General features: G+C 64.5%; 34 protein-coding genes. 5 read left to right on the forward strand and 29 right to left on the reverse strand.

Features of this window, described 5'->3' with window-relative positions:
• Nucleotides 1-4: 4 nt before the first annotated feature.
• Nucleotides 5-931 (forward strand): LLM class flavin-dependent oxidoreductase, encoded by a 927-nt coding sequence (locus tag DSM43276_RS17945; protein ID WP_078327747.1) that lies wholly within the window; start codon nucleotides 5-7, stop codon nucleotides 929-931.
• A gap of 114 nt (nucleotides 932-1,045) precedes the next feature.
• Here the strand turns inward: DSM43276_RS17945 and rplO are convergent, their stop codons facing one another.
• From rplO to DSM43276_RS18035, 17 genes are all read right to left on the reverse strand, one after another.
• Nucleotides 1,046-1,486, reverse strand: coding sequence for a 50S ribosomal protein L15 (gene rplO, locus DSM43276_RS17950; RefSeq protein WP_078288379.1), 441 nt, complete (start codon nucleotides 1,484-1,486; stop codon nucleotides 1,046-1,048).
• The gene (gene rpmD, locus DSM43276_RS17955) at nucleotides 1,487-1,669 is read right to left on the reverse strand and encodes a 50S ribosomal protein L30 (RefSeq protein WP_078297698.1); all 183 of its coding nucleotides are present in this window, start codon (nucleotides 1,667-1,669) and stop codon (nucleotides 1,487-1,489) included.
• On the reverse strand, nucleotides 1,662-2,327 hold the full coding sequence (rpsE, locus tag DSM43276_RS17960; protein WP_078323508.1) for a 30S ribosomal protein S5: 666 nt from the start codon (nucleotides 2,325-2,327) through the stop codon (nucleotides 1,662-1,664). The genes rpmD and rpsE overlap by 8 nt, the downstream gene beginning before the upstream one ends.
• Before the next feature lie 28 nt (nucleotides 2,328-2,355).
• Nucleotides 2,356-2,763 (reverse strand): 50S ribosomal protein L18, encoded by a 408-nt coding sequence (rplR, locus tag DSM43276_RS17965; protein WP_078323507.1) that lies wholly within the window; start codon nucleotides 2,761-2,763, stop codon nucleotides 2,356-2,358.
• Between the two features lie 2 nt (nucleotides 2,764-2,765).
• Complete coding sequence (gene rplF, locus DSM43276_RS17970; protein WP_078288381.1) at nucleotides 2,766-3,305, reverse strand: 50S ribosomal protein L6; 540 nt, start codon at nucleotides 3,303-3,305, stop codon at nucleotides 2,766-2,768.
• A 15-nt stretch (nucleotides 3,306-3,320) separates the two neighbouring features.
• Complete coding sequence (gene rpsH / locus DSM43276_RS17975) at nucleotides 3,321-3,719, reverse strand: 30S ribosomal protein S8 (RefSeq protein WP_078288382.1); 399 nt, start codon at nucleotides 3,717-3,719, stop codon at nucleotides 3,321-3,323.
• Nucleotides 3,720-3,983: 264 nt separating this feature from the next.
• On the reverse strand, nucleotides 3,984-4,475 hold the full coding sequence (locus DSM43276_RS17985) for an MBOE_33420 family protein (RefSeq protein WP_078327773.1): 492 nt from the start codon (nucleotides 4,473-4,475) through the stop codon (nucleotides 3,984-3,986).
• Nucleotides 4,476-4,531: 56 nt separating this feature from the next.
• Nucleotides 4,532-5,884, reverse strand: coding sequence for an NADP-specific glutamate dehydrogenase (gene gdhA, locus DSM43276_RS17990; protein WP_078327748.1), 1,353 nt, complete (start codon nucleotides 5,882-5,884; stop codon nucleotides 4,532-4,534).
• Between the two features lie 57 nt (nucleotides 5,885-5,941).
• Nucleotides 5,942-6,469, reverse strand: a complete 528-nt coding sequence (locus DSM43276_RS17995; RefSeq protein ID WP_078327774.1) for a hypothetical protein — start codon at nucleotides 6,467-6,469, stop codon at nucleotides 5,942-5,944.
• Nucleotides 6,470-6,881: 412 nt separating this feature from the next.
• Nucleotides 6,882-8,900, reverse strand: a complete 2,019-nt coding sequence (locus DSM43276_RS18000; protein ID WP_078327749.1) for an acyltransferase family protein — start codon at nucleotides 8,898-8,900, stop codon at nucleotides 6,882-6,884.
• A 48-nt stretch (nucleotides 8,901-8,948) separates the two neighbouring features.
• Nucleotides 8,949-10,481: a carboxylesterase/lipase family protein gene (locus DSM43276_RS18005; RefSeq protein WP_412458615.1), complete on the reverse strand. Its 1,533-nt coding sequence runs from the start codon at nucleotides 10,479-10,481 to the stop codon at nucleotides 8,949-8,951.
• Nucleotides 10,482-10,587: 106 nt separating this feature from the next.
• On the reverse strand, nucleotides 10,588-10,773 hold the full coding sequence (locus DSM43276_RS18010) for a type Z 30S ribosomal protein S14 (protein WP_078297704.1): 186 nt from the start codon (nucleotides 10,771-10,773) through the stop codon (nucleotides 10,588-10,590).
• Entirely contained in the window at nucleotides 10,774-11,355 is a 582-nt protein-coding gene (rplE, locus tag DSM43276_RS18015; protein WP_078323502.1) for a 50S ribosomal protein L5, read from the reverse strand.
• Nucleotides 11,355-11,672, reverse strand: a complete 318-nt coding sequence (gene rplX, locus DSM43276_RS18020; protein ID WP_078323501.1) for a 50S ribosomal protein L24 — start codon at nucleotides 11,670-11,672, stop codon at nucleotides 11,355-11,357. The genes rplE and rplX overlap by 1 nt, the downstream gene beginning before the upstream one ends.
• A complete protein-coding gene (gene rplN, locus DSM43276_RS18025; RefSeq protein ID WP_078288388.1) occupies nucleotides 11,673-12,041 on the reverse strand; it encodes a 50S ribosomal protein L14 in 369 nt (122 codons plus the stop codon).
• A 226-nt stretch (nucleotides 12,042-12,267) separates the two neighbouring features.
• Nucleotides 12,268-13,614, reverse strand: a complete 1,347-nt coding sequence (locus DSM43276_RS18030; protein ID WP_078327750.1) for an MFS transporter — start codon at nucleotides 13,612-13,614, stop codon at nucleotides 12,268-12,270.
• 6 nt (nucleotides 13,615-13,620) lie between these two features.
• Nucleotides 13,621-14,625 carry a cutinase family protein gene (locus DSM43276_RS18035; protein WP_078327751.1) on the reverse strand — a complete coding sequence of 335 codons (1,005 nt, stop codon included), beginning with the start codon at nucleotides 14,623-14,625 and terminating at the stop codon, nucleotides 13,621-13,623.
• A 173-nt stretch (nucleotides 14,626-14,798) separates the two neighbouring features.
• On the opposite strand from DSM43276_RS18035, the gene DSM43276_RS18040 reads away from it, so the two are divergent.
• Nucleotides 14,799-15,659, forward strand: a complete 861-nt coding sequence (locus DSM43276_RS18040) for an alpha/beta fold hydrolase (RefSeq protein ID WP_078327752.1) — start codon at nucleotides 14,799-14,801, stop codon at nucleotides 15,657-15,659.
• Between the two features lie 83 nt (nucleotides 15,660-15,742).
• Here DSM43276_RS18040 and rpsQ read toward each other — a convergent pair whose 3' ends face one another.
• From rpsQ to rpsJ, 11 genes are read right to left on the reverse strand one after another with little or no spacing between them, the layout of a single operon-like run.
• Entirely contained in the window at nucleotides 15,743-16,048 is a 306-nt protein-coding gene (gene rpsQ, locus DSM43276_RS18045) for a 30S ribosomal protein S17 (RefSeq protein WP_078288393.1), read from the reverse strand.
• Nucleotides 16,045-16,281: a 50S ribosomal protein L29 gene (gene rpmC, locus DSM43276_RS18050; protein WP_030096700.1), complete on the reverse strand. Its 237-nt coding sequence runs from the start codon at nucleotides 16,279-16,281 to the stop codon at nucleotides 16,045-16,047. Before rpmC ends, rpsQ begins: the two co-directional genes overlap by 4 nt.
• Nucleotides 16,281-16,697, reverse strand: coding sequence for a 50S ribosomal protein L16 (gene rplP, locus DSM43276_RS18055; RefSeq protein WP_030096699.1), 417 nt, complete (start codon nucleotides 16,695-16,697; stop codon nucleotides 16,281-16,283). The genes rpmC and rplP overlap by 1 nt, the downstream gene beginning before the upstream one ends.
• Nucleotides 16,698-16,699: 2 nt before the next feature.
• Nucleotides 16,700-17,524, reverse strand: a complete 825-nt coding sequence (rpsC, locus tag DSM43276_RS18060) for a 30S ribosomal protein S3 (protein ID WP_078323497.1) — start codon at nucleotides 17,522-17,524, stop codon at nucleotides 16,700-16,702.
• Nucleotides 17,524-17,997: a 50S ribosomal protein L22 gene (gene rplV, locus DSM43276_RS18065; protein WP_078323496.1), complete on the reverse strand. Its 474-nt coding sequence runs from the start codon at nucleotides 17,995-17,997 to the stop codon at nucleotides 17,524-17,526. The genes rpsC and rplV overlap by 1 nt, the downstream gene beginning before the upstream one ends.
• The gene (gene rpsS, locus DSM43276_RS18070; RefSeq protein ID WP_030096696.1) at nucleotides 17,997-18,278 is read right to left on the reverse strand and encodes a 30S ribosomal protein S19; all 282 of its coding nucleotides are present in this window, start codon (nucleotides 18,276-18,278) and stop codon (nucleotides 17,997-17,999) included. Before rpsS ends, rplV begins: the two co-directional genes overlap by 1 nt.
• Before the next feature lie 9 nt (nucleotides 18,279-18,287).
• Nucleotides 18,288-19,124, reverse strand: a complete 837-nt coding sequence (gene rplB, locus DSM43276_RS18075; RefSeq protein ID WP_078327753.1) for a 50S ribosomal protein L2 — start codon at nucleotides 19,122-19,124, stop codon at nucleotides 18,288-18,290.
• 26 nt (nucleotides 19,125-19,150) lie between these two features.
• Nucleotides 19,151-19,453, reverse strand: a complete 303-nt coding sequence (gene rplW, locus DSM43276_RS18080) for a 50S ribosomal protein L23 (protein ID WP_078297713.1) — start codon at nucleotides 19,451-19,453, stop codon at nucleotides 19,151-19,153.
• Entirely contained in the window at nucleotides 19,453-20,094 is a 642-nt protein-coding gene (gene rplD / locus DSM43276_RS18085; RefSeq protein ID WP_078324077.1) for a 50S ribosomal protein L4, read from the reverse strand. Before rplD ends, rplW begins: the two co-directional genes overlap by 1 nt.
• 14 nt (nucleotides 20,095-20,108) lie before the next feature.
• Nucleotides 20,109-20,762, reverse strand: coding sequence for a 50S ribosomal protein L3 (gene rplC, locus DSM43276_RS18090; protein WP_078288398.1), 654 nt, complete (start codon nucleotides 20,760-20,762; stop codon nucleotides 20,109-20,111).
• 14 nt (nucleotides 20,763-20,776) lie between these two features.
• Nucleotides 20,777-21,082, reverse strand: a complete 306-nt coding sequence (rpsJ, locus tag DSM43276_RS18095; RefSeq protein WP_003883485.1) for a 30S ribosomal protein S10 — start codon at nucleotides 21,080-21,082, stop codon at nucleotides 20,777-20,779.
• Nucleotides 21,083-21,454: 372 nt separating this feature from the next.
• Between rpsJ and DSM43276_RS18100 the strand changes: the two genes are divergently transcribed.
• The 3 genes from DSM43276_RS18100 to DSM43276_RS18110 all read left to right on the forward strand — a co-directional run bounded on the left by DSM43276_RS18100 (nucleotide 21,455) and on the right by DSM43276_RS18110 (nucleotide 23,981).
• Nucleotides 21,455-22,123 carry a pyridoxine/pyridoxamine 5'-phosphate oxidase gene (locus DSM43276_RS18100; protein ID WP_078327754.1) on the forward strand — a complete coding sequence of 223 codons (669 nt, stop codon included), beginning with the start codon at nucleotides 21,455-21,457 and terminating at the stop codon, nucleotides 22,121-22,123.
• A 60-nt stretch (nucleotides 22,124-22,183) separates the two neighbouring features.
• Nucleotides 22,184-22,654 (forward strand): hotdog fold domain-containing protein, encoded by a 471-nt coding sequence (locus tag DSM43276_RS18105; protein WP_078288748.1) that lies wholly within the window; start codon nucleotides 22,184-22,186, stop codon nucleotides 22,652-22,654.
• Nucleotides 22,655-22,724: 70 nt separating this feature from the next.
• Nucleotides 22,725-23,981, forward strand: a complete 1,257-nt coding sequence (locus DSM43276_RS18110) for a cytochrome P450 (protein ID WP_136629118.1) — start codon at nucleotides 22,725-22,727, stop codon at nucleotides 23,979-23,981.
• A gap of 9 nt (nucleotides 23,982-23,990) precedes the next feature.
• Here the strand turns inward: DSM43276_RS18110 and DSM43276_RS18115 are convergent, their stop codons facing one another.
• On the reverse strand, nucleotides 23,991-25,493 hold the full coding sequence (locus DSM43276_RS18115; RefSeq protein ID WP_136629119.1) for an acetyl-CoA acetyltransferase: 1,503 nt from the start codon (nucleotides 25,491-25,493) through the stop codon (nucleotides 23,991-23,993).
• Between the last annotated feature and the right edge of the window lie 4 nt (nucleotides 25,494-25,497).

Consider the following 25,497-nt stretch of genomic DNA (forward strand, 5'->3'; position numbering starts at 1 on the left):
TGGGATGCGGTTCTCGATCTCCATTCCCCAGTTCGACACCGACAGCTTCGATGCCGAGGGCGTCCGGGCCTATCTGAGACGCGCCGAGGAGCTTGGCTTCGAGGGCGGCTGGACCCTGGAACAGACCATCGGCTCTTCACCGATCATCGCTCCGCTGGAGCTACTGGCGTACGCGGCCGCGTGCACCACGCGCTTGCGCCTTGGCGTCGCGGTGCTCGTTGCCTCACAACACGATCCGCTACAGCTGGCCTCCGCCATCACCGCGGTGGACCGTCTCAGTCACGGGCGTCTGGACATCGGAGTCGCTCCGGGCGGCGGTTTCCGCAACTTCGCGGCGTTCGGTGTGGACAAGGCGACCTTCATCGCGAGCTTCACCGAGGGACTCGATCTAATGAAGCTGGCGTGGTCGGACCACGAGCGCATCACCTTTCATGGGCGCTTCCGAAATGTCGACGATCTGGCAATCCAGCCCAAGCCCGTACAACGTCCGCATCCGCCCATCTGGTTCGGCGGGCATGCGCCCGCCGCACTCGCCCGCGCGGTGCGCCACGGCGATGCGTTCCTCGGCGCAGGTTCCTCTACCACGGCCGCCTTCGCCGAGGAGGTCACGCAGCTCCACACTGCGTTGCAGAGCCAGGGGAAAGACGCGGCCGGATTCCCGATCGGCAAGCGCGTCTACCTGATGATCGACGACGATCGGGACCTCGCCCACACGCGCGTCCAGGCGGGGCTGCGCCGAATCTATGGCGAGATGAACGGCATTGACGCCGTGCCGGTGTGGGGCACTCCCGACGAGGTCGTCGCCGGTCTGCGTGAGGTGGCCGACGCGGGTGCAGAGATGATCCTGCTCAATCCCGTCGGCGACAATGTAGCGGCCGATCGCGAGCAGATGGAGCGTCTTGCCGCCGAGGTTATCCCGCGGCTGACCTGACGCCGAGTGTGAAGCCAGGGCGGAAAATCGGCCGCATTGTCGCCTTGGCTTCACGCTCGGCGAAACAGAAAGGGCGCCCACCCGAAGGTGGACGCCCTCTGCAGAAAACGGTTACTACGCCTCGTTGACCGATCCGCCTGCGGCGGTGATCTTCTCGCGAGCCGCATCGCTGAACTTGTTGGCAGTCACCGACACCTTGACCTTGAGGTCGCCGTTGCCGAGCACCTTCACCAGCTCGTTCTTGCGCACCGCACCCTTGGCAACCAGGGCCTCGATGGTGACGTCGCCACCCTCGGGGAACAGCCGCTCGATGTCGGCCACGTTCACCACCTGGTACTCAGTGCGGAAGCGGTTCTTGAAGCCCTTGAGCTTCGGGAGCCGCATGTGGATGGGCATCTGCCCACCCTCGAAGGTCACCGGCACGTTCTTGCGTGCCTTGGTGCCCTTGGTACCGCGACCCGCGGTCTTACCCTTGGACCCCTCACCACGACCGACGCGGGTGCGCTCGGTCTTGGAGCCCGGGGCCGGGCGTAGATGATGCAATTTGATGGTCATTTACTTCACGTCCTCGACGGTGACCAGGTGGCGAACCACCTGGAGCAGGCCGCGGGTCTGCGCGTTGTCCTCACGGACAACGGTCTGGCGAATCTTGCGCAGACCCAGTGTCTTCAACGATTCGCGCTGCTTCCACCGGGATCCGATGGTGCTGCGCACCTGGGTGATCAACAGATCAGCCATGGCTGCCTCCCTGTGCTGCCGCAGCTGCGAACTCTGCACGTGCCCGGAGCATGCCGGCCGGTGCCACATCTTCGATGGGCAGACCGCGGCGAGCCGCAACCTCTTCGGGGCGCTGCAGCTGCTTGAGCGCCGCGACGGTTGCATGGACCACGTTGATGGCGTTGTCGCTACCCAGCGACTTGGCCAGGATGTCGTGCACACCGGCGCATTCGAGCACCGCGCGGGCAGCGCCACCGGCGATCACACCGGTACCGGCCGAGGCCGGACGCAGCATGACGACACCGGCGGAATCCTCGCCCTGAACGGGGTGAACGATGGTGCCGCCGATGAGCGGAACGCGGAAGAAGTTCTTGCGAGCCTCGTCCACACCCTTGGCAATGGCAGCCGGAACTTCCTTGGCCTTGCCGTAGCCAACGCCCACCAGGCCGTTGCCGTCGCCGACGATCACCAGCGCGGTGAAGCTGAACCGGCGACCACCCTTGACGACCTTGGAGACGCGGTTGATGGTGACAACGCGCTCCAGGTAGTTGCTCTTCTCGGCGTTGTCACGCCCACCACGACGGTCGTCGCGGTTGTCACGGCGTCCACGACCGCCATCGCGACCCTCGTTGGCGCCGCCCGCATTGTCGGGAGCGCCAGTATTGCGCTGCGCCATCATGCATTCCTTCCGTTGAAAGTCACGAACATCAGAACACCAGCCCGTTCTCGCGGGCGGCGTCGGCGAGTGCGGCAATCCGGCCACCGTAGGTGTAGCCACCGCGGTCGAACACCACGGTGTCCACGCCGGCAGCCTTCGCACGCTCGGCGATCAGCTGACCGACCCGAGCACTGCGTGCCTTCTTGTCGCCGTCCACTGCCTGCACGTCGGGCTCGATGGACGAGGCCGCCGCCAGGGTGGTGCCGGTGAGATCGTTGACCAGCTGCACGTGGATGTGGCGGGCCGAACGGTTGACGACCAAACGCGGCCGCGCATCCGTACCGGACACCTTCTTGCGCAGACGTGCGTGGCGGCGCAGACGCGAGATGCGACGCGCCTCCGAAACACTCTTGCCGACGGGCTCGTGCTGCTTCGCTTCTGTCTTCGTTTGAGCCATGGTCACTTACCTGTCTTTCCGACCTTGCGGCGGATCTGCTCACCCTCGTAGCGAATGCCCTTGCCCTTATAGGGGTCGGGGCGACGCAGGCGGCGGATGTTGGCCGAGATCTGGCCAACCTTCTGCTTGTCGATTCCGCTGACCGAGAACTTGGTGGGGGTCTCGACCGCGAACGTGATGCCCTCGGGCGCCTCGATCAGCACGGGGTGGCTGTAACCGAGCGCGAACTCCAGGTTCGAGCCCTTGGCGACGACGCGGTAACCCACGCCGAAGATCTCCATCTTGGTGGTGTAACCCTGCGTCACACCGGTCACCAGGTTGGCGATCAGGGTGCGAGACAGTCCGTGGAGCGAGCGGTTGCGCCGCTCGTCATCGGGACGGGTGACCACGATGGCGCCATCGTCGTTGCGCGACACCGAAATCGGCTCGCTCACTGTCAGTTCGAGTGTGCCCTTGGAACCCTTGACCGAAACGTTCTGGCCGTCGATGTTGACGTCCACTCCGGCGGGAACCAGCACTGGCTGCTTTCCAATACGCGACATGTTTGTTGTCCTCCCCTACCAGACGTACGCGAGGACTTCGCCGCCCACGCCCTGTCGGGACGCCTGACGGTCGGTGAGCAGGCCAGTGGACGTGGAGATGATCGCCACGCCGAGGCCACCGAGAACCTTGGGCAGATTGGTGGATTTTGCGTACACACGCAGGCCGGGCTTCGACACGCGTCGCAGGCCGGCGATGCTGCGCTCACGGCTGGGGCCGTACTTGAGCGAGACAACCAGGCTCTTGCCCACGCGGGCGTCCTCGGTGCGGTAATCGGTGATGTAGCCCTCGCGCTTGAGGATCTCGGCGATATTGGCCTTGATCTTCGAATGCGGCAGGGTCACCTCATCGTGGTATGCCGAGTTGGCATTGCGCAGACGTGTCAGAAAGTCTGCGATCGGATCAGTCATAGTCATGACAGAGTCCATCAACCTTTCTCGCTGCGGTTCCCATACAGCACGCTCGTACTGGTTCCCGTGAGGGCCTGGTACATCCCGTGGTGGGCCTACTGCGAAGTGATCTTCCGTATCTGACCGGGTTCGGTCAGGGGTCGTGCATCGGTAGTGCTATCCATAGAACCCGAAAGCACATGCCGACCGGCCATGGGCGAGACACAGCCCAGGCAACCGGTCAAGTGTAGGTGGCCTGGGCGTACGGACCAAATCGGTGCCGCCGGCCGGTCAATCGGTGGGTGTCAGCGTGAACGGCAGCCAGTAGGTGCCCGGTCCATCGTCCGGACATCCCGGTGCGCTGACCGTGAATGTGCGCTCCCCCGCAAAGCTGCCGTCGCCGTTCGGCACCAGGAAGTCGGACCTGGCCGCGATCACCGCGCTGCCGTCGCTGCAGTGAAACGGATAGTCCGCGGCCGATTCCCACCGGTCACCGTTCCACCGGTAGTCGAACAGCGCGGGTGCGTCGGGATTGTCGGCAAGCTCGGCCAGTCGCAACCAATGCGCCACGCATCCCTGCGTGCCGCAGGTGGTGGTGAAGCTTGCCGCCTGCGTTGAGGGTTCCGAGGCGTCCGGCCTGCCCTCGAAGGTCTGCCGTGAATGATCCAGGTAGGTGTCGTAGGTGCCGTACAGCGGCACCGGCTCTGGCCGGTCGGCGCGGGCCGCCCCGGCACCAGACAATGCCGTGATGACCGCGAGCGCCAACCCGCTGTACCTGCGCATATGCCACTGATAACACAGCACGCACACGACCGGAGCCGAACGATCGAACACGATCCTCAGATGACGCCCAGGGCAACCATCGCGTCGGCGACACGCGTATATCCGGCGAGGTTGGCGCCCGTCACGTAGTTCCCCGGGTCGCCGTAGTGATCCGCGGTTTCGACGCAGGTGGTGTGGATGGATCGCATGATCGCTTGCAGGCGGCTTTCGGTCTGCTCGAACGACCATGAGTCGCGGCTGGCGTTCTGCTGCATTTCGAGCGCACTCGTCGCCACGCCACCGGCGTTCGACGCCTTGCCGGGCGCGTACAGCACCCCCGCGTCCTGGAGGTTCTTCACCGCCTCCGGAGTGCAGGGCATGTTGGCGCCCTCGGCGACGAGCTGCACACCGTTGTCGATGAGCCTGCGGGCATCCTTGCCGTCGAGTTCGTTCTGCGTGGCACAGGGCAAGGCGACCTGGCAGGGCACCTCCCAGAGGGTGCCGTCGGTGATCTGGCGCGCTCCCCCGCCGTGCTCCTCGACGTACTCGGAGAGTCGTCCCCGCCGGACCTCCTTGATCTCCTTGAGGAGTTCGAGATTCAGGCCCCGTTCGTCGACGATGTAGCCGTCGCTATCCGAGCAGGCGATGACCTTCGCGCCCAGCTGTTGAGCCTTCTCCACGGCGTAGATTGCGACGTTCCCCGCGCCGGACACCACCATTGTCTTCCCGGCCAGCGATTGTGCGCGGGTTGCGAGCATCTCCTCGGCGAAAAGCACGACACCGTAGCCGGTGGCTTCGGTGCGCACCTGAGATCCGCCCCAGGGCAACCCCTTACCCGTCAGCACGCCAGATTCGTAGCGATTGGTGATGCGCTTGTACTGCCCGAAGAGGTACCCGATCTCGCGCTGGCCCACGCCGATATCGCCGGCGGGCACATCCGTGTATTCGCCGATGTGCCGGTAGAGCTCGGTCATGAAGGACTGACAGAAGCGCATGATTTCGGCGTCGGAGCGCCCCTTAGGGTCGAAATCGGATCCGCCCTTGCCGCCGCCGATGGGGAGCCCGGTGAGCGCGTTCTTGAACATCTGCTCGAAGCCAAGGAATTTCACGATCGACAGGTTCACGCTCGGATGGAAGCGCAGGCCACCCTTGTACGGGCCCAGCGCGGAGTTGAACTCCACCCGATAGCCACGGTTGATCTCGACAGCGCCATCGTCCCTGATCCACGGGACGCGAAAGATGATCTGCCGCTCCGGTTCACAGATCCGTTCCAAAATGGACCAACGGTCGTAGTTCGGTGTCTTGCCCACCAAAGGAGTCAGACTGGCCATCACCTCGAAAACAGCCTGCTGAAATTCCGCCTCTCCCGGGTTACGGGAGAGAACGGTCTCGAAACGCGGCTGAAAGACGGGGTGCAAAGCCTCTGGCATACCTAACAGAGTGCACCACAGCACATTTGGCTAACGACGCGGTATCAGACCCCGAGGCTACGCGGCGGGCGCGGGCGCGATGGCCAGTGCGTTGCCCTTGATGGTGTAGAAGAACGTGCCCTGCTCGGTATCCGTCTTGATCAGGCCGGGTCCGGCAGGCTCCGGATGCCCGTCGACGACGCCGACGCGGGACAGTTTGGGGTTGCTGCCCGCGGCATGCCAGATCGCCCATTTCCCGTCCTTGACGCGCGCGTCCACCTGAACGAGCAGATCGTCACGGCCGTCCTGATCGATGTCGCGCAACTCGACCTCCGCGCCGTTGAGCCAGCCCTTGAAGGGTTCGGAGATCGTCTGCACAACCTTGCCGTCGCCGGCGCGCACCGTGATGGTGGTGGTTGCCCCCTCCGGCTGAGGTGTGCTGGTCTTCTCGAACCGCAGGCCGAGCTGATCAGTGGACTGCAGTACGTCGGGGTCTGCGCTGGCCACACCGGGAAGTGCCACAAGGGCGAGCGCTGTGAGCGCTGCCACGCCGGTTGTGCGCAACCGCACCTTGGTGATTTCTCGTCGACCCTGCGAGACCTGCATCGGTGTGTCCATTCGTCATAATTTGCTCAGACATGATTTCTTCGACCCCTGTCGCTGCACGACCCTCCAGATCAGCGAGTTTGTCGAGCCACTGCCGGACTATCAGCAATGCGGCATCACAAAGGTATACCAGCCGGACCACCGTCGCTAACTCAGCGGTTCGTTGCGAGATGCACAACACTGCGCAGAGAACTCCAGCCCAGGCCACAGCCCCAGAACGTTCCCCACCTGAGAACACACGCACCGCGCCGAGTCAACAGCAAAGTGTCCGATCACACGAGCCGGAATTGATGCGGGCGTCGGCCTCGGTCCGCGGGAACGCTCCGGCACAGCAGAGAAGGTTGCTGACTCGGGATCGGGCGGACCGGCGAGGTGGTGCCGGAATACCGCGTGTGATGCCATGCTCGTCGACTCACGCGCGGGCGCGTTCAGCGATGAGACGCGTGAATTCCGGCTGGAGCCGTTGAGCTTCGCCCACGGTGATGTGCCCACCGTCGCGCGCCACCCATCGCGAACCGATATTGGTGCGGCATACGCCGTCCGGACACATCCCTGGACCCAGATCAACGGTGGACACCCCGGGCAGGCCAGCGGCGGCACGCTGCTCGGCCGCCATGGCGATGTCCTGCTGCCGCTGAACGTCAGCCAACGCGATGATGCGGCCGCAGCGGGAAGGCGATGCCCAGACCTCGTAACCCGGGCATTTGTACAGATCCCAGTTCACGAAATGCGGCAAGGTATGCACGACGACCACGGGGACGCGTGCCGCCGACAGCTTCTGCAGCACCGCAGCCATCCCCTGTTGCCACAACCGGCCCTTGGCGGCATCGTCGTCGTCGACCCATTCCTGCGCGTACGGGAGCCGGAAGCGGACATGTTGATCGGCCAGGAAGTAATCGCTTGATGCGGAAGCGATCACTACCAATCCCGGCCGGGCGGTCGCCAGCGCGCTCGTCCAGCGCCGCACGAAGTCGATGCAGCCAGGCGGTGACGGGTCGAGGACGAGTTCGACGAAGGGGCACGCGGCGTTTGTCGCGAGGATCATCGTCCGGTTTTGCTGTGTCGCCGCCGGAATGAGCGCCTCGGCGAACTGTCCGGCATTGGAATCGCCGACAAGAACGACCGACCGCGAATCGACGTCTCCCCCTCCGGGCCATAGGCAGTCCCGACGGGTCTTCTCGTCATCCGGCATGTTGCCGATGCATCCTCTGACGACATCCATATGGGCCGCTCGCTGCGCACGCGCATCGCGAATCGCGGGTGTGGCTATCTGTGCGGCACCGAATGTCACGGCCGAAACGAGCACCGCCAATCCGACAGAGGTCGCCGCGAGCCGTGGCGCGCGAAGATCGGCCAGTTTTCGCCCCGTCCGAATCGGGTCTTCGACGTAGCGCTTCGACAACCAGGCCGGAAGCAGCGAGAGCACTCCGATGCAGGGCACCACCCACTGATACTCGGCACTCAGCAGATTGTTGGCGAAAACGATGAGCGGCCAATGCCACAGATACCAGCTATAGGACAGGTCCCCGATCCACTGCATCGGTGCCGACGACAGCACCCAGCCAACGGGCTGCTGTGTCGATACGGTCCCCGCGATGATCAGTAGGCCCGAGCCCAGCACCGGGACCAGGGCATTGATTCCCGGAAAGGGATCTGTCGCGGATATCGCAACGGCGCCCCAGACGACTCCGGCCACACCCAGAACCGCGATCGGCAACGCCGCCCCACCGCTCCATCGGCGTATCCGGCCCTCCCCCAGCGCGATCAACGCACCGACACCGAATTCCCATGCGCGCGTGGGCGAGCTGTAAAACGAGAAGGCCGCATTGTGCGCATGAAAAGGGAGACCATCGCTGGTCGTCAGGTAGATCGCGAGCAGCAGCGATGCGACCGACAGCACGAGAAGCAGCCAGAACGTGACGACGAGCCGACTGGCCCGCCGCCGGGTCGCCACATAGGCGGCCAGCACCATCAGGCCCGGGAACATCAGATAGAACTGCTCCTCGACTGCCAGCGACCAGGTGTGCAAGAACGGATTCATCGCCGCCGGCGCGGCGAAGTAACCCGAGGGCTCCAGGAAAAGCACCGCGTTCGAGACGAACAGTGCCGCGGCGGCGGCGGTTCGCGCCGCCACCTGCATTGACCCCAGCGGACTTTGAATGACGGCGGTCACCGGGAGCACCACGACAATCAGGAGGGCGAGCGCGGGCAGCAGACGCCGCACCCGGCGCGCATAGAAGCGACGCACGTTGATGCGCCCCGCCCGGTCGGTTTCACGCAGCAGTAGTCGGGTGATCACGAATCCGGAGATGACGAAGAAGACGTCGACACCGATGAATCCGCCGGAGACGGGCAGACCGCTGTGATAGGCGACTACCAGCAGAACGGCTACCGCCCGCAACCCTTGAATGTCGCGACGGCGGTCAACCACCGGCTGATTCTAGATGACGAGCGTTTCCAGATTTTCCTGGAACGGCGGCTAGTGCCAGTAGCCGCACTGATGGGTGTTCGCGAAGCCTTCCACTGGCTGTGGCGTCGGCGGCGCCAGGCGCAGGAACGCTCCTCCGGGTAGATATTTGGGCCATTCTGGTTGGCCGTCGCCGTTCGGATTTCCGGTCTTCACGAACTGTGTCCAGTACTGGATCATTCGCGTGGACAGGGCAGCGGATTCCTGACTCAACGACCTGGACAGATCAAACAGATATCCCAGTTCCGAACCGTGCGAGGCTCCCAAGGGCAACGGCGCGTCCCGATACTGCTGCTCTACCGGCGCGGCAGGGTCGGCGAATTCATACGCATACACCGGCGTCTTTCTGACCAACGCCTCCGCCAGACCGAGGGTGGGGCACGCGTAGCTGGTATCGGTGTCGATCGCCGCGAGCGCGGCGAGCACATTTCCACCGAACGCGGATAGGGGATATCGCCGACCGAGTTCGGTGGCCCTGTCCGCGTACTTGCTTTCGAGCACGCCCTGATATTCCTCGGCGGTGCTCGGCACGGGCTTGTGCTGGTACTGCTGGGCCTCAAACACCGTGGCCTCGTTGGCATTGCTGCCGATCAGGACAGGGACGGGCGAGGCCAAGCCGCTGGTGAACGCATCCACTGGCGGCGCCGGAAGCTCTGGCGTACCGGTCACCGGGCTCACCGGTAGCCCGATGCCGGTGAACTGCGGCGAATCGCGCAGCGCGTCGACCGACAATGCCCGCAAGCAGCCGGCGACTTCGGGGCCGGCCGGGCAACCCACCTCGGCCGCATAGGCCGCGCTATCGCGGACGGCAGAGGAGACGGGGGCCTGCGCCTGGCACGGAGCGCTCTCCATGATGGCGGACCGGAACAGCCCGGAGGCGCTCGGCGCCACCATCAGGTCGCACACCGATACACCGCCCGCCGACTGACCGCCGATGGTGACCTGCCCGGGATCGCCACCGAAGGCGGCGATGTTGTCGCGCACCCACCGCAACGCCGCCTCCTGATCCAGTAGCCCGTAGTTGCCGATCACCTCGGACAGGCCCGGTGTGGCCAAGAACCCCAGCGTCCCCAATCGGTAGTTGATGGTGACGACGGCGATTCCACCCTGGGCGGCAAGCTTTCGCGCGTTGTAGCCGACACCATTGCCGGAGATGAAGGCGCCGCCGTGAATCCACACCAACACCGGCACTTTCCCCTGGGTATGCCGCGGCATGGTGACGTTGAGGACCAGACAGTCCTCGTTCTGGGTGAGATCGCTCTCGGCTCCCGGCTGCGGGCATTCGACGCCGGGGCCCGTCGCATCACGGGTATCCGACCACGGCGCGACAGGCTCCGGCTCGGTGAATCGTCGCGGGCCGACCGGCGGCGCGGCATAAGGAATGGCGGTGAAGACACGCACCTCGTCGTCGATGTTCCCACGCACCGCGCCCGCGCGGGTGTTCACGATCGTTGGGTCCGCGGCCGTGGTGGGGCTGCACGACGCCACAGCGGCCACGAGAACAACCAGCGCAACCAACAACCGCCGCGTCACATCACGCTTCACTGGCACGGCCGCAAGCGTAATGGCCGTGGAACCTGACAGGGCTCCACGACAGCGGAGAGACGCCAATAGGCCGGGACTCGAAAGTCCCGGCCTATTGTGCAGAGGTTTACCAGCTGCTCTTGCGGATGCCGGGCAGCTCGCCGGCGTGTGCCATCTCCCGCAAGCAGATTCGGCACAGGCCGAACTTGCGGAACACGGCGTGCGGGCGTCCACACCGGTTGCACCGGGTGTACCCGCGCACCGCGAACTTAGGCTTCTTGTTGGCCTTATTGACCAGCGCAGTCTTCGCCATCTACTTCTTCGCTCCCTGCTCAAGTTCTTTGAAGGGGAAGCCGAGTTGCCGCAGCAGTGCCCGCCCCTCGTCGTCGGTGGTCGCCGAGGTGACCACGGTGATATCCATGCCCCGCGGGCGGTCGATGGAGTCCACGTCGATCTCGTGGAACATCGACTGCTCGGTGAGACCGAAGGTGTAGTTGCCCTTGCCGTCGAACTGCTTGGGCGACAGGCCGCGGAAGTCGCGGATACGCGGCAGTGCGATGGACACGAGGCGGTCCAGGAACTCCCACATGCGGTCTCCGCGCAGCGTCACGCGGGCACCGATCGGCATGCCTTCACGCAGCTTGAACTGCGCGATGGACTTGCGAGCCTTGCGGATCTCCGGCTTCTGGCCCGTGATCGCGGCCAGGTCGGTGACGGCGCCGTTGATGAGCTTGGCGTCACGCGCGGCGTCGCCCACACCCATGTTGACGACGACCTTCACGACGCCCGGGATCTGCATCACGTTGGCGTACTTGAACTCTTCGTTCAGCGCGGTCTTGATCTCTTCGCGGTAGCGAGTCTTCAGACGGGGCTGAGCATTCTCGGTGGTGGTCATCAGATGTCCTTCCCGTTGCGGCGGGAGATACGGACCTTCTTGCCGGTCTCTTCGTCGATGCGGTAGCCGATGCGGGTCGGCGTGCCGTCGGAGTCGATCACCATCACGTTCGACACGTGGATGGCGGCCTCCTGGGTAACGATCCCGCCGGACTGCGCGCCGCGCTCATTGGCCGACTGCGCGGTGTGCTTCTTGATACGGTTCACGCCCTCGACGAGGACACGGTTGCGCTCCGGGTAGGCCGCGATGACCTTGCCCTTGGCGCCCTTGTCCTTGCCTGCGATGACGAGAACGGTGTCGCCCTTGTGCACCTTCATTTACAGCACCTCCGGTGCGAGCGAAACGATCTTCATGAACTTCTTGTCGCGAAGCTCGCGGCCAACGGGCCCGAAGATGCGGGTACCACGCGGGTCATTGTCGGCCTTGATGATGACGGCGGCGTTCTCATCGAACTTGATGTAGCTGCCGTCCGGGCGGCGACGCTCTTTGACGGTACGGACTATGACGGCCTTGACGACGTCACCACGCTTGACGGTGCCTCCGGGGACGGCGTCCTTGACGGTCGCCACAATGATGTCCCCGATCCCGGCGTAGCGTCGCGACGAGCCACCGAGCACGCGGATGCACAAGATTTCCTTGGCACCGGTGTTGTCGGCGACCTTCAGCCGTGACTCCTGCTGAATCACTGGTCTCTCCTACGTGACCTGGAAGTGGATGTGTGGCGGATTCCGACCCGACACACGTGGTCATGTTGTCTCCAGGGCACGCGTCACCCCCGGTTTTCACCTGGTGGGAATGCCTACCTGCCCCCGGGCGCCAAGCACCCACAAGACAACCGCCCTAGTGTAGGCGAAACCGCAGGTCGGATACAAATCCACGCCGCCGCGCCCACTCTCTTCGCCGAACACTCCGCTATCGGTGAAACGCCGAGCCCTGCTCGCGGTCCAGATAGGTCTCTGACTTGTTGGTGAGGAAGAACAGGTAGACCACGAGGGAAATCGCGATGCACACCGTGACGTACCCGATGAACAGCGGCACCTGACCGTGCTCCTTGAGTGTCTGGTAGATCAGCGGCGCCGTCCCGCCGAACACCGAGTTCGCCAGCGCGTAGCCCACACCTACACCGAGCGCCCGCACATGCGACGGAAACAGCTCGGACTTAACCAGCGCATTGATCGAGGTGTATCCGGTCAAGATCACGTAGGCGCCCGCGACCAACAGAAAGGATGCGATCGGCGACCGCGTCTGGGGCAGATACGTGACGAGGACATACGTGTAGACCAGTCCCCCGAAGCCGAACCACAGCAGCAGCGGCCTGCGCCCCACCTTGTCGCTGATGATCCCGCCGATGGGTTGCAGCAGCATCAGGAAGATGAGCCCCGCCAGGTTGATCCAGGTGGCGGTCATGGCCTGGTCCTTGTAGGCGGTCTTGACCATCGCCGGTGCATTGACACTGTAGGTGTAGAACGCGAGGGTGCCACCCATCGTGATGAGGAAGCACAGCACCAGCGGTCTCCAGTACCGAGTGAGCAGCTCGCGCATCGACCCGGCGCTGGTGTCTTCACCGGCCTTAATGGCCGCCAGCTGTTCCTCGCTGAGCGATTCGTCCATGGTGCGCCGCAACCAGTACACGACGATCGCGGCCACGCCTCCGACGGCAAAGGCTATGCGCCAACCGAATTCGTGAACCTGCTCCTTGTCGAAGACCGTCAGAATGATCAGCAGCGTGAACTGGGCGAGCACATGGCCGCCGACCAGCGTCACGTACTGGAACGACGAGAAGAAGCCCCGCCGCTCACGGGTGGCGGCCTCGGACATGTAGGTGGCCGAGGTGCCGTACTCGCCACCGGTCGCGAAACCCTGAACGAGTCTGCACAGGATCAGCACGATGGGTGCGGCCATCCCGATGCTGGTGCGCGAGGGCACCAGGGCGATCACCATGGAGCAGGCCGCCATCAACGAGACGCTGATGGTCAGCGCGGCACGGCGACCGTGCCGGTCGGCGAACCTGCCGAAGAACCACGATCCCACGGGCCGGGTGATGAACGTGACCGCGAAGATCGCGTACACGTAGACCGTCGAGTTCTGGTCGGCCTCATCGAAGAATTGCTTCTCGAAGTACATGGCGAAGACGGTGTAGACGTAGACGTCGTACCACTCGACGAGGTTGCCGGACGACCCTCTGATCGTGTTCCAGATGGCGCGGCGAGTGTCGGCACGGCCCGCAGGAGTTGGCGTGTCAGCAGTCGAAATGGTCATACAGGCTTACTGACCGCCGGATGCCGGACCCGGCGGTGGGCCGTGCCGGCCCGGATCGGGCGCAGTGATGCTGCTGGTCGATGCCACTGCCGCAGGAGCATCGGGTGCCGCACCCTCGGTCGCCGGCATCATCCACGCCGGCGCCTTTCGCGTCGGTGTCGCCGCCGCGGGCTTTGGTGTGGACGACGAGGGTTGCGGTGCTGCGGACGAGGTGGGCGGCGTCGCCGTTCCGCTCAACGGCTGGGCACTCTTGGACTTTGAGGCTGGGGTGCCGGAAGTGCTCGTGGAACTGCTGCTGGAGGCGGCCGCCGCGCTACTGCTGGCAGCGACGGCGGTCAGGCGGTTGGCGACGAAGTCGGCGGCACGATCGGCCGATCCGTCCGACTTGTACTGCATGTGCGGGCCCAGGCCGCCACCTGCGGGATCGCAGATCCCGTCACCGGGGTTGCAAATGTCGACGACCTTGCCGCGCTGGTCATCCCTGATCTCCAGGTCCAGGTTCATGCCGGCAACCTGCCAGTTCTTGGGATTCCCGATCAATACGATTGCGGCGACCCGCTTTTCAAGATCGGCCGGAAGCGGGTTATTGAAGGTGAGCCCTGTCCCGTTCTTGCCGAACAGCACATCCACGACTGCCGCACCCTGGGAAAAGCCCCCGAGTACGAACTGGGTGTTCGGGCAGTTCCGCGCCACTTCCTGGACGTGGAAGCTCATGTCATTGGCTCCGTCGCCGGCCCGAACCCAGTCGAAACTGGCCGGATAGTTGACCGCGTAGATCTCGACGTTCTTGCCGGGGAGTCGATCGACGATTTCGTCGGTGACCGCCTTCCCGACGTCGCCGAGCCCGGGTGTGTCGTTGGTCCCGCGCGCGAAGGACACATCCACATCGGGACAGCCCGCCGCATGGGCAGTTGGAGAGCTTTCCGTGTGTGTGGCGAGCACCGCGGCCGCCGCCGCGGACACCGCCAAAATCGAAACCCCGACCGATCCACGCTTCACGTATCGGTTCATTCATCCAGCGTAGACAGGTCTGCCCGCACATTGACAGAGGTTGGCAGCATCCGAAAACGACTCTTACCGGGCCCTTACTCACACCTAATCCGCATACCGGCGCCCGCGTGCGTCCTACCCACTCAGCGGACACCGCCGTCACCCGAAACTGAAACACGTTCTACTCTTATCTGGTGGACGTGACATACGAGGGCACCAAGAAAGAACTGGCCACCGATCAGGGGACGCTGCGCTACCACGAAGCGGGCACGGCCGGTGAGGGCGTGCCGCTGATCTTGCTGCACGGCTCCGGCCCCGGCGTGACGGGATGGCGTAACTACCGCGGGAACCTCGAGGTCTTCGCCAAGCACTTCCATACCTACGTCCTGGAGTTTCCCGGATTCGGCGTCAGCGACGCCGTGCAGGGACACCCCGTCCTGACGGCCGGCGCCTCGGTGATCCGGTTCATGGACGGCCTCGGCATCGAGTCCGCCGCCATCGTCGGGAATTCGATGGGCGGGGTCGTCGGCATCAATCTGGCGATCAAGCACCCCGACCGCATCACCAAGCTGGTGACCATCGGCGGTGTCGGGCCGAACATCTTCAGCCCGAGCCCCAGCGAGGGCCTGCGCCTGCTACAGGAGTTCACCGACAACCCCGACCGCGACAAGCTGGTCCGCTGGCTCAACTCGATGGTGTGGAATCCCGCCGTCGTCACCGAGGAGCTCATCGAGGAGCGTTGGGAAGCAGCGATCAACCCGGACGCGCACAAGACCGCGCAGCTGATGTACGGCTCCAAAGCCTTTGCGATGCAACAGCAGTTCCTGGCGAACGCCGATATCGCGCCGTACTGGGCGATGATGCACAAGATCAAGTGCCCGACCCTGCTCACCTGGGGTCGCGACGACAGGGTCAGCCCGCCCGACATGGCGATCGTGCCGATGCGTCTCATCCCCAACGCCGAACTGCACATCTTCCCCAATAGCGGCCACTGGGTGATGATCGAAGCCAAGCAGGCCTTCGAGCAGACCGTCGTGGACTTCCTGCGGCGCTAGCCACCGCACACTCCCCCACAACGCAAAAGCGCGCCGCCCCTTTCGGGAACGGCGCGCTTTTTGGGCTTGACGTGAAGCAGCCTTTACTTGGCCTTCTCGAGGACCTCGACCAGGCGCCACCGCTTGGTGGCCGACGTCGGACGAGTCTCCATCAGCGAGACGCGGTCGCCGACACCGGCGTCACCGTTCTCGTCGTGGGCCTTGACCTTCGACGTAGTGCGGATGATCTTGCCGTACAGCGCGTGCCGTGCACGGGACTCGAGCTCGACCACGATGGTCTTCTGCATCTTGTCCGAGACGACATAACCGATGGCGGTCTTACGACGCCCACGCGGCTGCTCGGTGGCCGGGGTGTGCTTAGGCCCGGCGGCCTTCTTGGTCTCACTCACTTGCTGTCCTCGCTATCGGGTCCTGCGGCCAATCCGAGCTCGCGCTCACGCATCACCGTGTAGATGCGCGCGATCTCCTGGCGCACCGCACGCAGCCGACGGTTGTTGGCGAGCTGACCGGTGGCCATCTGGAAGCGCAGATTGAACAGCTCTTCCTTGGACTCACGCAGCTTGGTGATCAGCTCGTCTTCGGTGCTTTCCCGCAGTTCGCCAGCGGAAATTCCCACTGCCATCAGAACTGCTCCTCTCGTGTGATGATGCGCGCCTTGATCGGCAGCTTGTGGATCGCGCGCGTCAATGCTTCGCGCGCGGTCTCCTCGTTCGGGTAGCTCAACTCGAACAGCACGCGACCGGGCTTGACGTTCGCAACCCACCACTCCGGCGAACCCTTACCGGAACCCATGCGGGTTTCGGCGGGCTTCTTGGTCAGCGGGCGGTCCGGGAAGATGTTGATCCAGACCTTGCCGCCACGCTTGATGTGCCGGTTGATGGCGATACGAGCGGACTCGATCTGCCGGTTCGTGATGTATGCATGGCCCAGCGCCTGGATGCCGTAGTCACCGAAGGCAACGGTGGTACCGCCCGAGGCGGTGCCCTTCTTCTTCGGGTGATGCTGCTTGCGGTGCTTGACCTTACGGGGAATCAGCATGTTTAGCTCTCCGTGGTTTCTGCGGACGGCGCGCTAGCGCCGTCCGAGGCAGGGGTCTCTGCGGCGGCACGGCCGGCCTCGGTGCTCGTCGCGGTGGTACCCGAGGCGCCGCTACGACGCGGACGGGCACCGGCCGGACGCTCACGGCGCGGACGGTCACCGGCAGGCGGGGCCACCGCAGCGGCGAGCTCGCGCTTGCCACCGACGATGTCGCCCTTGTAGATCCAGACCTTCACACCGATCCGGCCGAAGGTGGTCTTGGCTTCGTACAAGCCGTAGTCGATATCGGCACGCAGCGTGTGCAGCGGCACCCGACCCTCGCGGTAGAACTCCGAGCGGCTCATCTCAGCACCGCCGAGGCGGCCCGAGCACTGCACCCGGATGCCCTTGACGTTCGGCTGACGCATGGCCGACTGGATGGCCTTACGCATCGCGCGACGGAACGCCACACGATTCGAGAGCTGCTCGGCGACACCCTGGGCAACCAGCTGCGCCTCGGCCTCGGGGTTCTTCACCTCGAGGATGTTCAGCTGCACCTGCTTCTTGGTCAGCTTCTCCAGGTCGGTGCGGATGCGGTCGGCCTCGGTGCCACGACGGCCGATGACGATGCCGGGACGTGCAGTGTGGATGTCGACGCGAACCCGGTCACGGGTGCGCTCGATCTCCACCTTGGCGATGCCGGCGCGCTCCAGGCCAGTGGCCAGCAGACGGCGGATCGCCACGTCTTCCTTGACATAGTCCGCGTACTGCTTGTCGGCGTACCAGCGGGACTTCCAGTCGGTGGTGATACCGAGCCGGAAACCGTGCGGATTGATCTTCTGGCCCACTAGCGCGAGCCTCCCTTCGCCTCAGCGGTGGTCTTGTTGGCGGCAGCCTTCGAGCCCTCGGCCCGGCGGGCACGAGCAGCGGCCTGTGAAGTTCCGGCCTTACCGCCCTGCTCGGACTTGGGACGGCTCTCCACCACCACGGTGATGTGGCTGGTGCGCTTGCGGATCCGGAACGCACGACCCTGCGCGCGGGGACGGATGCGCTTGGCGGTCGGGCCCTCGTCAGCGAAGATCTCCGACACCACCAGGGTGGAGGGATCCAGGCCGTCATTGTTCTGCGCGTTGGCGGCAGCGCTGGCGATGACCTTGGAAACCGGCTCGCTGGCTGCCTGCGGCGCCCACCGCAGGATGTCAATGGCGTCGGTCACCGACTTGCCGCGCACCAGGTCAATGACCCGGCGTGCCTTGGTCGGCGAGACCCGCACGAACCGTGCAACGGCCTTGGCCGATGGGTATTCAGTCGTTGTAGTCATTAGCGCCGCTTGCTCTTTCGGTCGTCCTTGATATGACCCTTGAAGGTCCGCGTCGGGGCGAACTCGCCCAGCTTGTGACCGACCATCGCTTCGGTGACGAAGACGGGAACGTGCTTGCGCCCGTCATGCACCGCGAAGGTGTGGCCGATGAAGTCGGGGATGATGGTCGACCGACGCGACCAGGTCTTGATGACCTGCTTGGTGTTCTTCTCGTTCTGAACGTCGACCTTCTTGAGCAGATGGTCGTCGATGAACGGGCCCTTCTTGAGGCTGCGTGGCATCGCTTACTCCTAGCGCTTCTTGCCGGTGCGCCGGCGACGGACGATGAGCTTGTCGCTCGCCTTGTTGGGCTTGCGGGTACGGCCTTCGGGCTTGCCCCACGGGCTCACCGGGTGACGACCACCAGAGGTCTTACCTTCACCACCACCGTGCGGGTGGTCGACCGGGTTCATCACGACACCACGGACGGTGGGGCGCTTGCCCTTCCACCGCATACGGCCGGCCTTACCCCAGTTGATGTTGCCCTGCTCGGCGTTGCCGACCTCGCCGACGGTGGCGCGGCAGCGCACGTCGACACGGCGGATCTCACCGCTGGGCATACGCAGGGAGGCGTAAGCGCCCTCCTTGCCCAGCAGCTGGATACCGGCACCGGCAGAGCGGGCCATCTTGGCTCCACCACCGGGACGCAGCTCGACGGCGTGCACGGTGGTACCCGTCGGGATGTTGCGCAACGGCAGGTTGTTACCCGGCTTGATGTCGGCGTTGGCGCCCGACTCCACCACGTCACCCTGCGAAAGCCCGACCGGCGCGATGATGTAACGCTTCTCGCCATCCAGGAAGTGCAGCAGCGCGATGCGCGCGGTGCGGTTGGGGTCGTACTCGATGTGCGCGACCTTGGCGTTGACGCCGTCCTTGTCGTGGCGACGGAAATCAATCAGCCGGTAGGCACGCTTGTGGCCACCACCCTTGTGACGAGTGGTGATGCGGCCGTGGGCGTTACGACCACCGGTGCCGTGCAGCGGGCGAATCAGCGACTTCTCGGGAGTCGAGCGAGTGATCTCCGAGAAATCGGCGACGCTCGAGCCGCGGCGACCGGGGGTCGTCGGCTTGTACTTGCGAATAGCCATGTCTTCTCTAGTCCTCTACTCCCCGACTACGCGGGGGCTCCAAACAGGTCGATCGGCTTGCTACCCGGTGCCAAGGTGACGATGGCGCGCTTGGTGCTCTTGCGCTGTCCGAAACCGGTGCGGGTGCGCTTGCGCTTGCCCTGCCGGTTGGCGGTGTTCACCGAGGTGACCTTGACGCTGAAGATCTGCTCGATGGCGATCTTGATCTGCGTCTTGTTCGAGTCCGGGTGGACGACGAAGGTGTACACGTTGTCTTCGATCAACGAGTACGACTTCTCCGAGATCACCGGGGCCAGGATGATGTCGCGGGGGTCAGCGATAGTTGCCATCAGGCCGACACCTCCTCTTTCTTCTTGGCGTTGATGAAGCCGTTGAGGGCCTCGACGCTGAACACCAGGTCATCGGCCTTCAGCACGTCATAGGTGTTGAGCTGGTCGTAGGCCAGCACATGCACATTCGGCAGGTTCCGGACGCTCTTCACCGCGGCCAGATCGTCGCGGCCCAGCACCAGTAGCAGTTGCTTGCGGTCGCTGATCTCAGCCAGGAACGCCTTGGCGCTCTTGGTCGAGGGCTCCTGCCCGGCAACCAGTTCGGTGACGGCGTGGATGCGGCCGTTGCGGGCCCGGTCCGACAGCGCACCGCGCAGCGCAGCGGCGATCATCTTCTTGGGCGTCCGCTGGCTGTAGTCACGCGGCTGCGGGCCGTGTACGACGCCACCACCGGTGAACTGCGGGGCACGGGTCGAGCCCTGACGAGCGCGGCCGGTTCCCTTCTGCCGGTACGGCTTCCTGCCACCACCGGACACCTCGCCACGACGCTTCGTGGAGTGCGTGCCCTGGCGGCCGGCCGCCAACTGAGCGGTCACCACCTGGTGCAGCAGCGAGATATTGGCTGGGGCGTCGAACAACTCGGCGGGCAGCTCGATGGAGCCGTCCGTCTTGCCACCCGGAGCCTTGACCGTGATTGTCAAAAGATTCTCAGACACTACTTCTCACCTCGCTTGACAGCGGTGCGGACCACAACCAGGCCACCCTTACGTCCGGGGATGGCACCCTTGATCAGCAGCACGCCATTTTCGGCATCCACCTTGTGCACCACCAGGTTCTGGGTGGTGACGCGGTCACTACCCATGCGTCCCGACATCCGGGTGCCCTTGAAGACACGGCCCGGGGTGGCACAGCCACCGATCGAGCCGGGACGACGGTGCACGGCCTGTGCACCGTGGCTCGCGCCCTGACCGCTGAAGCCGTGACGCTTCATGGTTCCGGCGAAGCCCTTGCCCTTCGAGGTTCCGGTGACGTCGACGTAGGCGCCGTCACTGAAGATCTCCGCGGTCAGCTCTTGGCCGACCTCGTACTCGGCGGCAGCAGCCTCGTCGTCCAGACGCAGCTCGGCCAGGTGTCGACGCGGGTTGATACCCGCAGCACTGAACTGACCGGTGACCGGCTTGGTCACCTTGCGCGGGCTGATCTCACCGAATGCGAGCTGGATGGCGCTGTAGCCGTCCTGCTCCTGGGTGCGGATGCGGGTCACCACATTGGGTCCGGCCTTGACGACGGTCACCGGGACAACCCGGTTGTTGTCGTCGAACACCTGTGTCATACCCAGCTTGGTGCCCAGAATTCCTTTTCTTGCCATGGTTTCTGGTTCTCCTACTGGATGTTCACGTCGACGCTGGCCGGCAGGTCGATGCGCATGAGCGCGTCAACCGTCTTGGGCGTCGGGTCGAGGATGTCGATGAGCCGCTTGTGGGTACGCATCTCGAAATGCTCGCGCGAATCCTTGTACTTGTGCGGCGACCGAATAACGCAATACACGTTCTTCTCGGTTGGCAGCGGCACAGGTCCAACGACACTCGCGCCGGTACGGGTCACCGTCTCAACAATCTTGCGCGCAGAGGCATCAATGGCCTCATGGTCGTAGGCCTTGAGCCTGATGCGGATCTTCTGTCCCGCCACGCTTCCTACCTCTACTATCACTGGTCCGGAGCACGCCGAAGCGCACAAACCGATACCGCCGCTGTTTACCTGTCGTAGTTCACCGACCCCCGCGGTCGGGCGTGTCGCCCTCACGCGCAGTCGTCCGCGTCGAAAATTCTCGTCGCTTGGACTGGGCCGACGCGCCCGTAAGGGCGCTGTAGTTCGCCGTCCCCGTTCGCGCGCCACAAAGAGCGTCGCAACCGGTTCACGGCAACCCGAACAGTATGCCTTATCCCGCGGCTGCGGCCAAATCCCTGGTGTACCCACCCCGCGGCGACAACGGGGAGCCCCTGACCTGTGAAACCGAGGACCTCTGGAACGCTAGTACAAGGGCCGTCGAGGAGGTTGCACGTGCGCTGGTCGGAAGCCGACGGAGGGCGTTCATTTCTGCGGGCACTGCCCGTCCTGTCCGGCAGTGCTCCACCCTTTGACATCGGCGATGCTCCCGCCGAACCGCTCCCCTTGTTCGTCGAATGGATCGAGCAGGCTGCGCGGGCCGGCGTACCGGAGCCGCATGCCATGACGATCTCGACGGTCGATGCCCAGGGTGCACCGCGCGCACGAGTGCTGATTTTGAAGGCCATCGACGAGACTGGTTGGCATTTCGCGGCGAGCTCGGTGAGCCAGAAGGGGCGGGACCTCTCCGCTCACCCCGTTGCCGCGCTGACTTTCCATTGGCCGGCGGTCGTCCGGCAGGTACGGGTGGTGGGCCCGGTCGTCGACGACGGTGCGCAGGCGAGCGCGGAGGACTTCCTGGGCAGGCCCATCGGATCCCGGGCGATGGCACTGACGCTGCGGCAGAGCCAGCCGCTGGTGGATGCCGCGGAAATCGACGCCGAGATCGAGAAGGCGCACCGGAAGCTCAGGGACGATCCCGACCTCGTACCCGATGAGTGGGTGTCGTATGCGGTGCAGCCGGCGCAGATCGAGTTCTGGCAGGGCTCCCCCGACCGCAAGCACCTGCGTCTCGGCTATCAGCGGGTCGAGGAGGGGTGGGAGCGTACGCAGCTCTGGCCATGATCGGGGAACTGCTTGGCATGTGCGTTCGACGTCATCTTACTTTCGAGTAAGGTACGTGACGTGAGTGCATCTCCGACCTACAAGATCTGGCAGCGTCTGCAGAACAAGCCCGGCGGCTCCGCCCTGTTCTCCGCCGCCATGATGGCCCGCGTCCCCTACTTCGCCTCGGTGGTGCCGCACGTGCACCGGATGGAACCGGGCTATTGCGAGGTAACCGCCCCCAAGTGGTACTTCGTCTACAACCACCTCAAGACCTTCCACGCGATCGCCGCGTGCAACCTGGCCGAGGTCGCGATGGGGATGCTGATGGAGGCCACCACCCCGTCCTCGCATCGCTGGATCCCCAAGGCGATGAATGTTCAGTACCTCGGCAAGGCCACCACCTCACTACGCGCGGTCGCCAAGCTGGAGGGCCTCGACTTCGCCTCGATCACCGAGGGCACCGATGTCGTGGTGCCGATCAGCATCACCGACCGTGACGGCAAGGAAGTGGTGAAGGCAGAGATCACCACCTGGGTGACCCCCGCCTAGCGCCCGCGACCGGCGGTCAAATTCAGCCGTTACGGTCAAATCTATGGTGCGCCACGCGCACACTCCGGCTATGGCGACTGCACTATCCGAAATCGAAGACGCCGGCCGACTATTGGCCGATCCGTCCGCGTACGCAGACGAGCCCCGTCTGCACGATGCGCTGACCCTGCTACGGCGTGAACAGCCCGTGACGAAGGTCGTTACTGACAACTACCGACCGTTCTGGGCGATCACCAAGCACGACGACATCATGGACGTTGAGCGCGACAACGCACTCTGGATCAACGAACCGCGTCCGCTGCTGATGAACCTCGAGCAGGAGGCCGAGCTGGACCGGCAGGCGGCGATGGGCATCGAGCTCAAAACCCTTGTCCATATCGACGACCCCAAACACCGCGTGCTGCGCGCCATCGGAGCCGACTGGTTCCGGCCAAAGGCCATGCGGGACATGAAAATCCGCACCGACGAGCTGGCCGCCAGATACGTGAACAAGTTGATGGAGGCCGGCGGAACCTGCGACTTCGCCCAGGACGTGGCCGTGCACTTTCCCCTGTACGTCATCATGTCGCTGCTCGGCATTCCCGAGTCGGATTTCGACCGCATGCTCAAGCTCACCCAGGAACTCTTCGGCGGCGACGACACCGAATTCCAGCGCGGCGCGACTCCGGAGGAGCAGCTGCTGGCGCTGCTGGACTTCTTCGGATACTTCAGCGGGCTCACCGCATCCCGGCGCGAAAACCCCACCCGCGACCTGGCATCGACCATCGCGAATGCCAAGGTCGATGGCGAGCCACTCTCCGATGTCGACATCGCGTCGTACTACACGATCATCGCCACCGCCGGACACGACACCACCAGCGCCACGATTGCCGGTGGCCTGGAAGCACTTCTGGAGCACCCGCACCAGCTCGCGCGACTACGCAAAAACCCCGACCTCATGCCCTTGGCGGTCGACGAGATGATCCGCTGGGTGACACCGGTCAAGGAATTCATGCGAACAGCGACCGCGGACACCGAGATTCGCGGAGTACCCATCGCCGAAGGCGAATCGGTTCTGCTGTCCTACCCGTCGGGTAACCGCGACGAAGACACCTTCGCCAATCCGTTCACCTTCGATGTGGGACGAGACCCCAATAAACACTTGGCATTCGGGTTCGGTGTGCACTTCTGTTTAGGAGCGGCACTGGCACGAATGGAGGTCAACAGCTTCTTCTCGGCACTACTCCCCCGGCTGGAGTCCATCGAGATCGACGGGAATGTCGAGCGGACGTCGACCATATTCGTCGGCGGTATCAAACACCTGCCGATCCGCTACGCCCTGCGGTGACGGCGGCGATCAGGTGAGCCGCGCGGAACCATCCGCCGCGACTTCGATTGACGCACCGGCGATATCGGTGTCCGCGATCTGCGCCGCCGCAGCGCGGTCGTCGATCTTGGCGAAGGTACGCGCCCCGGTGGGGGTACGCACGCTCACGAATGTCTGGAATGGCGATCCGTCTCGTCCATAGTTGACGGTCCAGGCCTCGACGGTTGCCGCGCCCGAATACCCATCGGCCGCCGCGGTTCTGGGCTCCCGATCGACGTCGGACTGCACGTCCTCGTACCTGAAGCCGGATGTGGGCGGCTCGGTTCCGTAGATTCCGAATGCGTGCTTGGTGAGGTATCCGCCATTGGCTGTGATCAGCCCCTTAGCACCGGGACGCTCACGCAGCCGCTCGGCCATGGTGGCAATGGAATGGGTCACGTAGTTGCACCAGGGGCCACCGGCGAACGTGAGTCCACCGGTGACCGTGAGCGGCCGCGCCGGGTCATCGAGCGCCACTCCCAGCTCGGTGGCCGCGACCTGCACCGCCGAGGGGAAACACGAATAGATGTCGATCAGGTCCACGTCATCGGTTCCCAGACCGGCGATATCGAATGCGCGCTTGCCCGCAAGGCGGATGGCCGGAGACCGATGCAGCTCGTCGCGTTCACTGAGCGCGAAGGTGTCGTTGGCCTGGCTGCCAGCGAGCGGAAATATCCAGCGGTCCTTAGGAATTCGGAGCCGTCGCGCTGTCTCTAGTGAGGTGAGCAGCAGCACCGCCCCCTGCTCGACCATGTTGTTGGAGTTCATCAGCTTGGTGTACGGCGAGCTGATCCACCGATTGTCGGGACCGGGTGTGGCGATCTGCTCGGCGGTGTACGCATCGTTGGACCAGGCATGCACGTTGTTCACGGCCACGGCGTTGAAGCGCTGCCACAGCTGAGAAATCGCGGCGCGATGGTCGGCGACGGACACACCGTTGGCGACCCGAATCGCCTGCTCGAACAGCGGATACACATGGCCGGGAGAGATCAGGCCAATGGTGGTCTCGGCACCGCCCACCTGATCCATGCGGCCGCCGAGAATGGCTGGTTCGGCAATGGATTCGTCTTGCGTGGTCCACGTGGGCTGGACACCGGTGGCCATCATCTTGTTGCGCGACCGCCACATCTCCGCCCCGCCGATGAGAACCACCTCGGCATCCCCGGCGAGAATGTCCGCGGCCGCATGGTTGACCAACAGCTGCGGCGAGTTGCCGCTGGGCCCGGTGTAGAACGTGCGCTTGGGCGCCGAACCCAGGCGTTCACCGAGCAGCACGCCGGGGTCGCGATACTTCCACGAGAAGATGTTCGCCACGGACACCGTGTCGATCGCGGTGAGCAACTCGGCCGCCCCCGCATCCTCGGCCGCCAGCCGGGCCGCTCGCTCCATAAGATCGAGGGGTTCGGGGATCTCGGAGAACGGACAATCGGCATCCGTCCGCTGGTTGACCTGTCCGGTACCGACGAGGACCGGCGTGCGAGGGTCGAGGGCCATGAGC

Source organism: Mycobacteroides salmoniphilum (genome assembly GCF_004924335.1).
Lineage (GTDB): Bacteria > Actinomycetota > Actinomycetes > Mycobacteriales > Mycobacteriaceae > Mycobacterium > Mycobacterium salmoniphilum.

Coding starts and splice junctions, on each gene's coding strand:
- rplB (WP_078327753.1), bottom strand. CDS start 19,124: ATGGCTATTCGCAAGTACAAGCCGACGACCCCCGGTCGCCGCGGCTCG.
- rplO (WP_078288379.1), bottom strand. CDS start 1,486: ATGACCATCAAATTGCATCATCTACGCCCGGCCCCGGGCTCCAAGACC.
- rplF (WP_078288381.1), bottom strand. CDS start 3,305: ATGTCGCGTATTGGAAAGCAGCCAGTGCTGGTTCCCGCCGGAGTGGAC.
- rplV (WP_078323496.1), bottom strand. CDS start 17,997: ATGACTACAACGACTGAATACCCATCGGCCAAGGCCGTTGCACGGTTC.
- DSM43276_RS17985 (WP_078327773.1), bottom strand. CDS start 4,475: ATGCGCAGGTACAGCGGGTTGGCGCTCGCGGTCATCACGGCATTGTCT.
- rplR (WP_078323507.1), bottom strand. CDS start 2,763: ATGGCTCAAACGAAGACAGAAGCGAAGCAGCACGAGCCCGTCGGCAAG.
- DSM43276_RS18030 (WP_078327750.1), bottom strand. CDS start 13,614: ATGACCATTTCGACTGCTGACACGCCAACTCCTGCGGGCCGTGCCGAC.
- gdhA (WP_078327748.1), bottom strand. CDS start 5,884: ATGCCAGAGGCTTTGCACCCCGTCTTTCAGCCGCGTTTCGAGACCGTT.
- rpmD (WP_078297698.1), bottom strand. CDS start 1,669: ATGGCTGATCTGTTGATCACCCAGGTGCGCAGCACCATCGGATCCCGG.
- DSM43276_RS18010 (WP_078297704.1), bottom strand. CDS start 10,773: ATGGCGAAGACTGCGCTGGTCAATAAGGCCAACAAGAAGCCTAAGTTC.
- rpsH (WP_078288382.1), bottom strand. CDS start 3,719: ATGACTATGACTGATCCGATCGCAGACTTTCTGACACGTCTGCGCAAT.
- DSM43276_RS18115 (WP_136629119.1), bottom strand. CDS start 25,493: ATGGCCCTCGACCCTCGCACGCCGGTCCTCGTCGGTACCGGACAGGTC.
- rpmC (WP_030096700.1), bottom strand. CDS start 16,281: ATGGCAGTGGGAATTTCCGCTGGCGAACTGCGGGAAAGCACCGAAGAC.
- DSM43276_RS18035 (WP_078327751.1), bottom strand. CDS start 14,625: ATGAACCGATACGTGAAGCGTGGATCGGTCGGGGTTTCGATTTTGGCG.
- rplX (WP_078323501.1), bottom strand. CDS start 11,672: ATGAAGGTGCACAAGGGCGACACCGTTCTCGTCATCGCAGGCAAGGAC.
- rplW (WP_078297713.1), bottom strand. CDS start 19,453: ATGGCAACTATCGCTGACCCCCGCGACATCATCCTGGCCCCGGTGATC.
- rplC (WP_078288398.1), bottom strand. CDS start 20,762: ATGGCAAGAAAAGGAATTCTGGGCACCAAGCTGGGTATGACACAGGTG.
- rpsE (WP_078323508.1), bottom strand. CDS start 2,327: ATGATGGCGCAGCGCAATACTGGCGCTCCCGACAATGCGGGCGGCGCC.
- DSM43276_RS18110 (WP_136629118.1), top strand. CDS start 22,725: ATGGCGACTGCACTATCCGAAATCGAAGACGCCGGCCGACTATTGGCC.
- rplE (WP_078323502.1), bottom strand. CDS start 11,355: ATGACCACCACCGAGAATGCTCAGCCCCGTCTGAAGACTCGCTACCGC.
- rplP (WP_030096699.1), bottom strand. CDS start 16,697: ATGCTGATTCCCCGTAAGGTCAAGCACCGCAAGCAGCATCACCCGAAG.
- DSM43276_RS17945 (WP_078327747.1), top strand. CDS start 5: ATGCGGTTCTCGATCTCCATTCCCCAGTTCGACACCGACAGCTTCGAT.
- DSM43276_RS17995 (WP_078327774.1), bottom strand. CDS start 6,469: ATGCAGGTCTCGCAGGGTCGACGAGAAATCACCAAGGTGCGGTTGCGC.
- rpsS (WP_030096696.1), bottom strand. CDS start 18,278: ATGCCACGCAGCCTCAAGAAGGGCCCGTTCATCGACGACCATCTGCTC.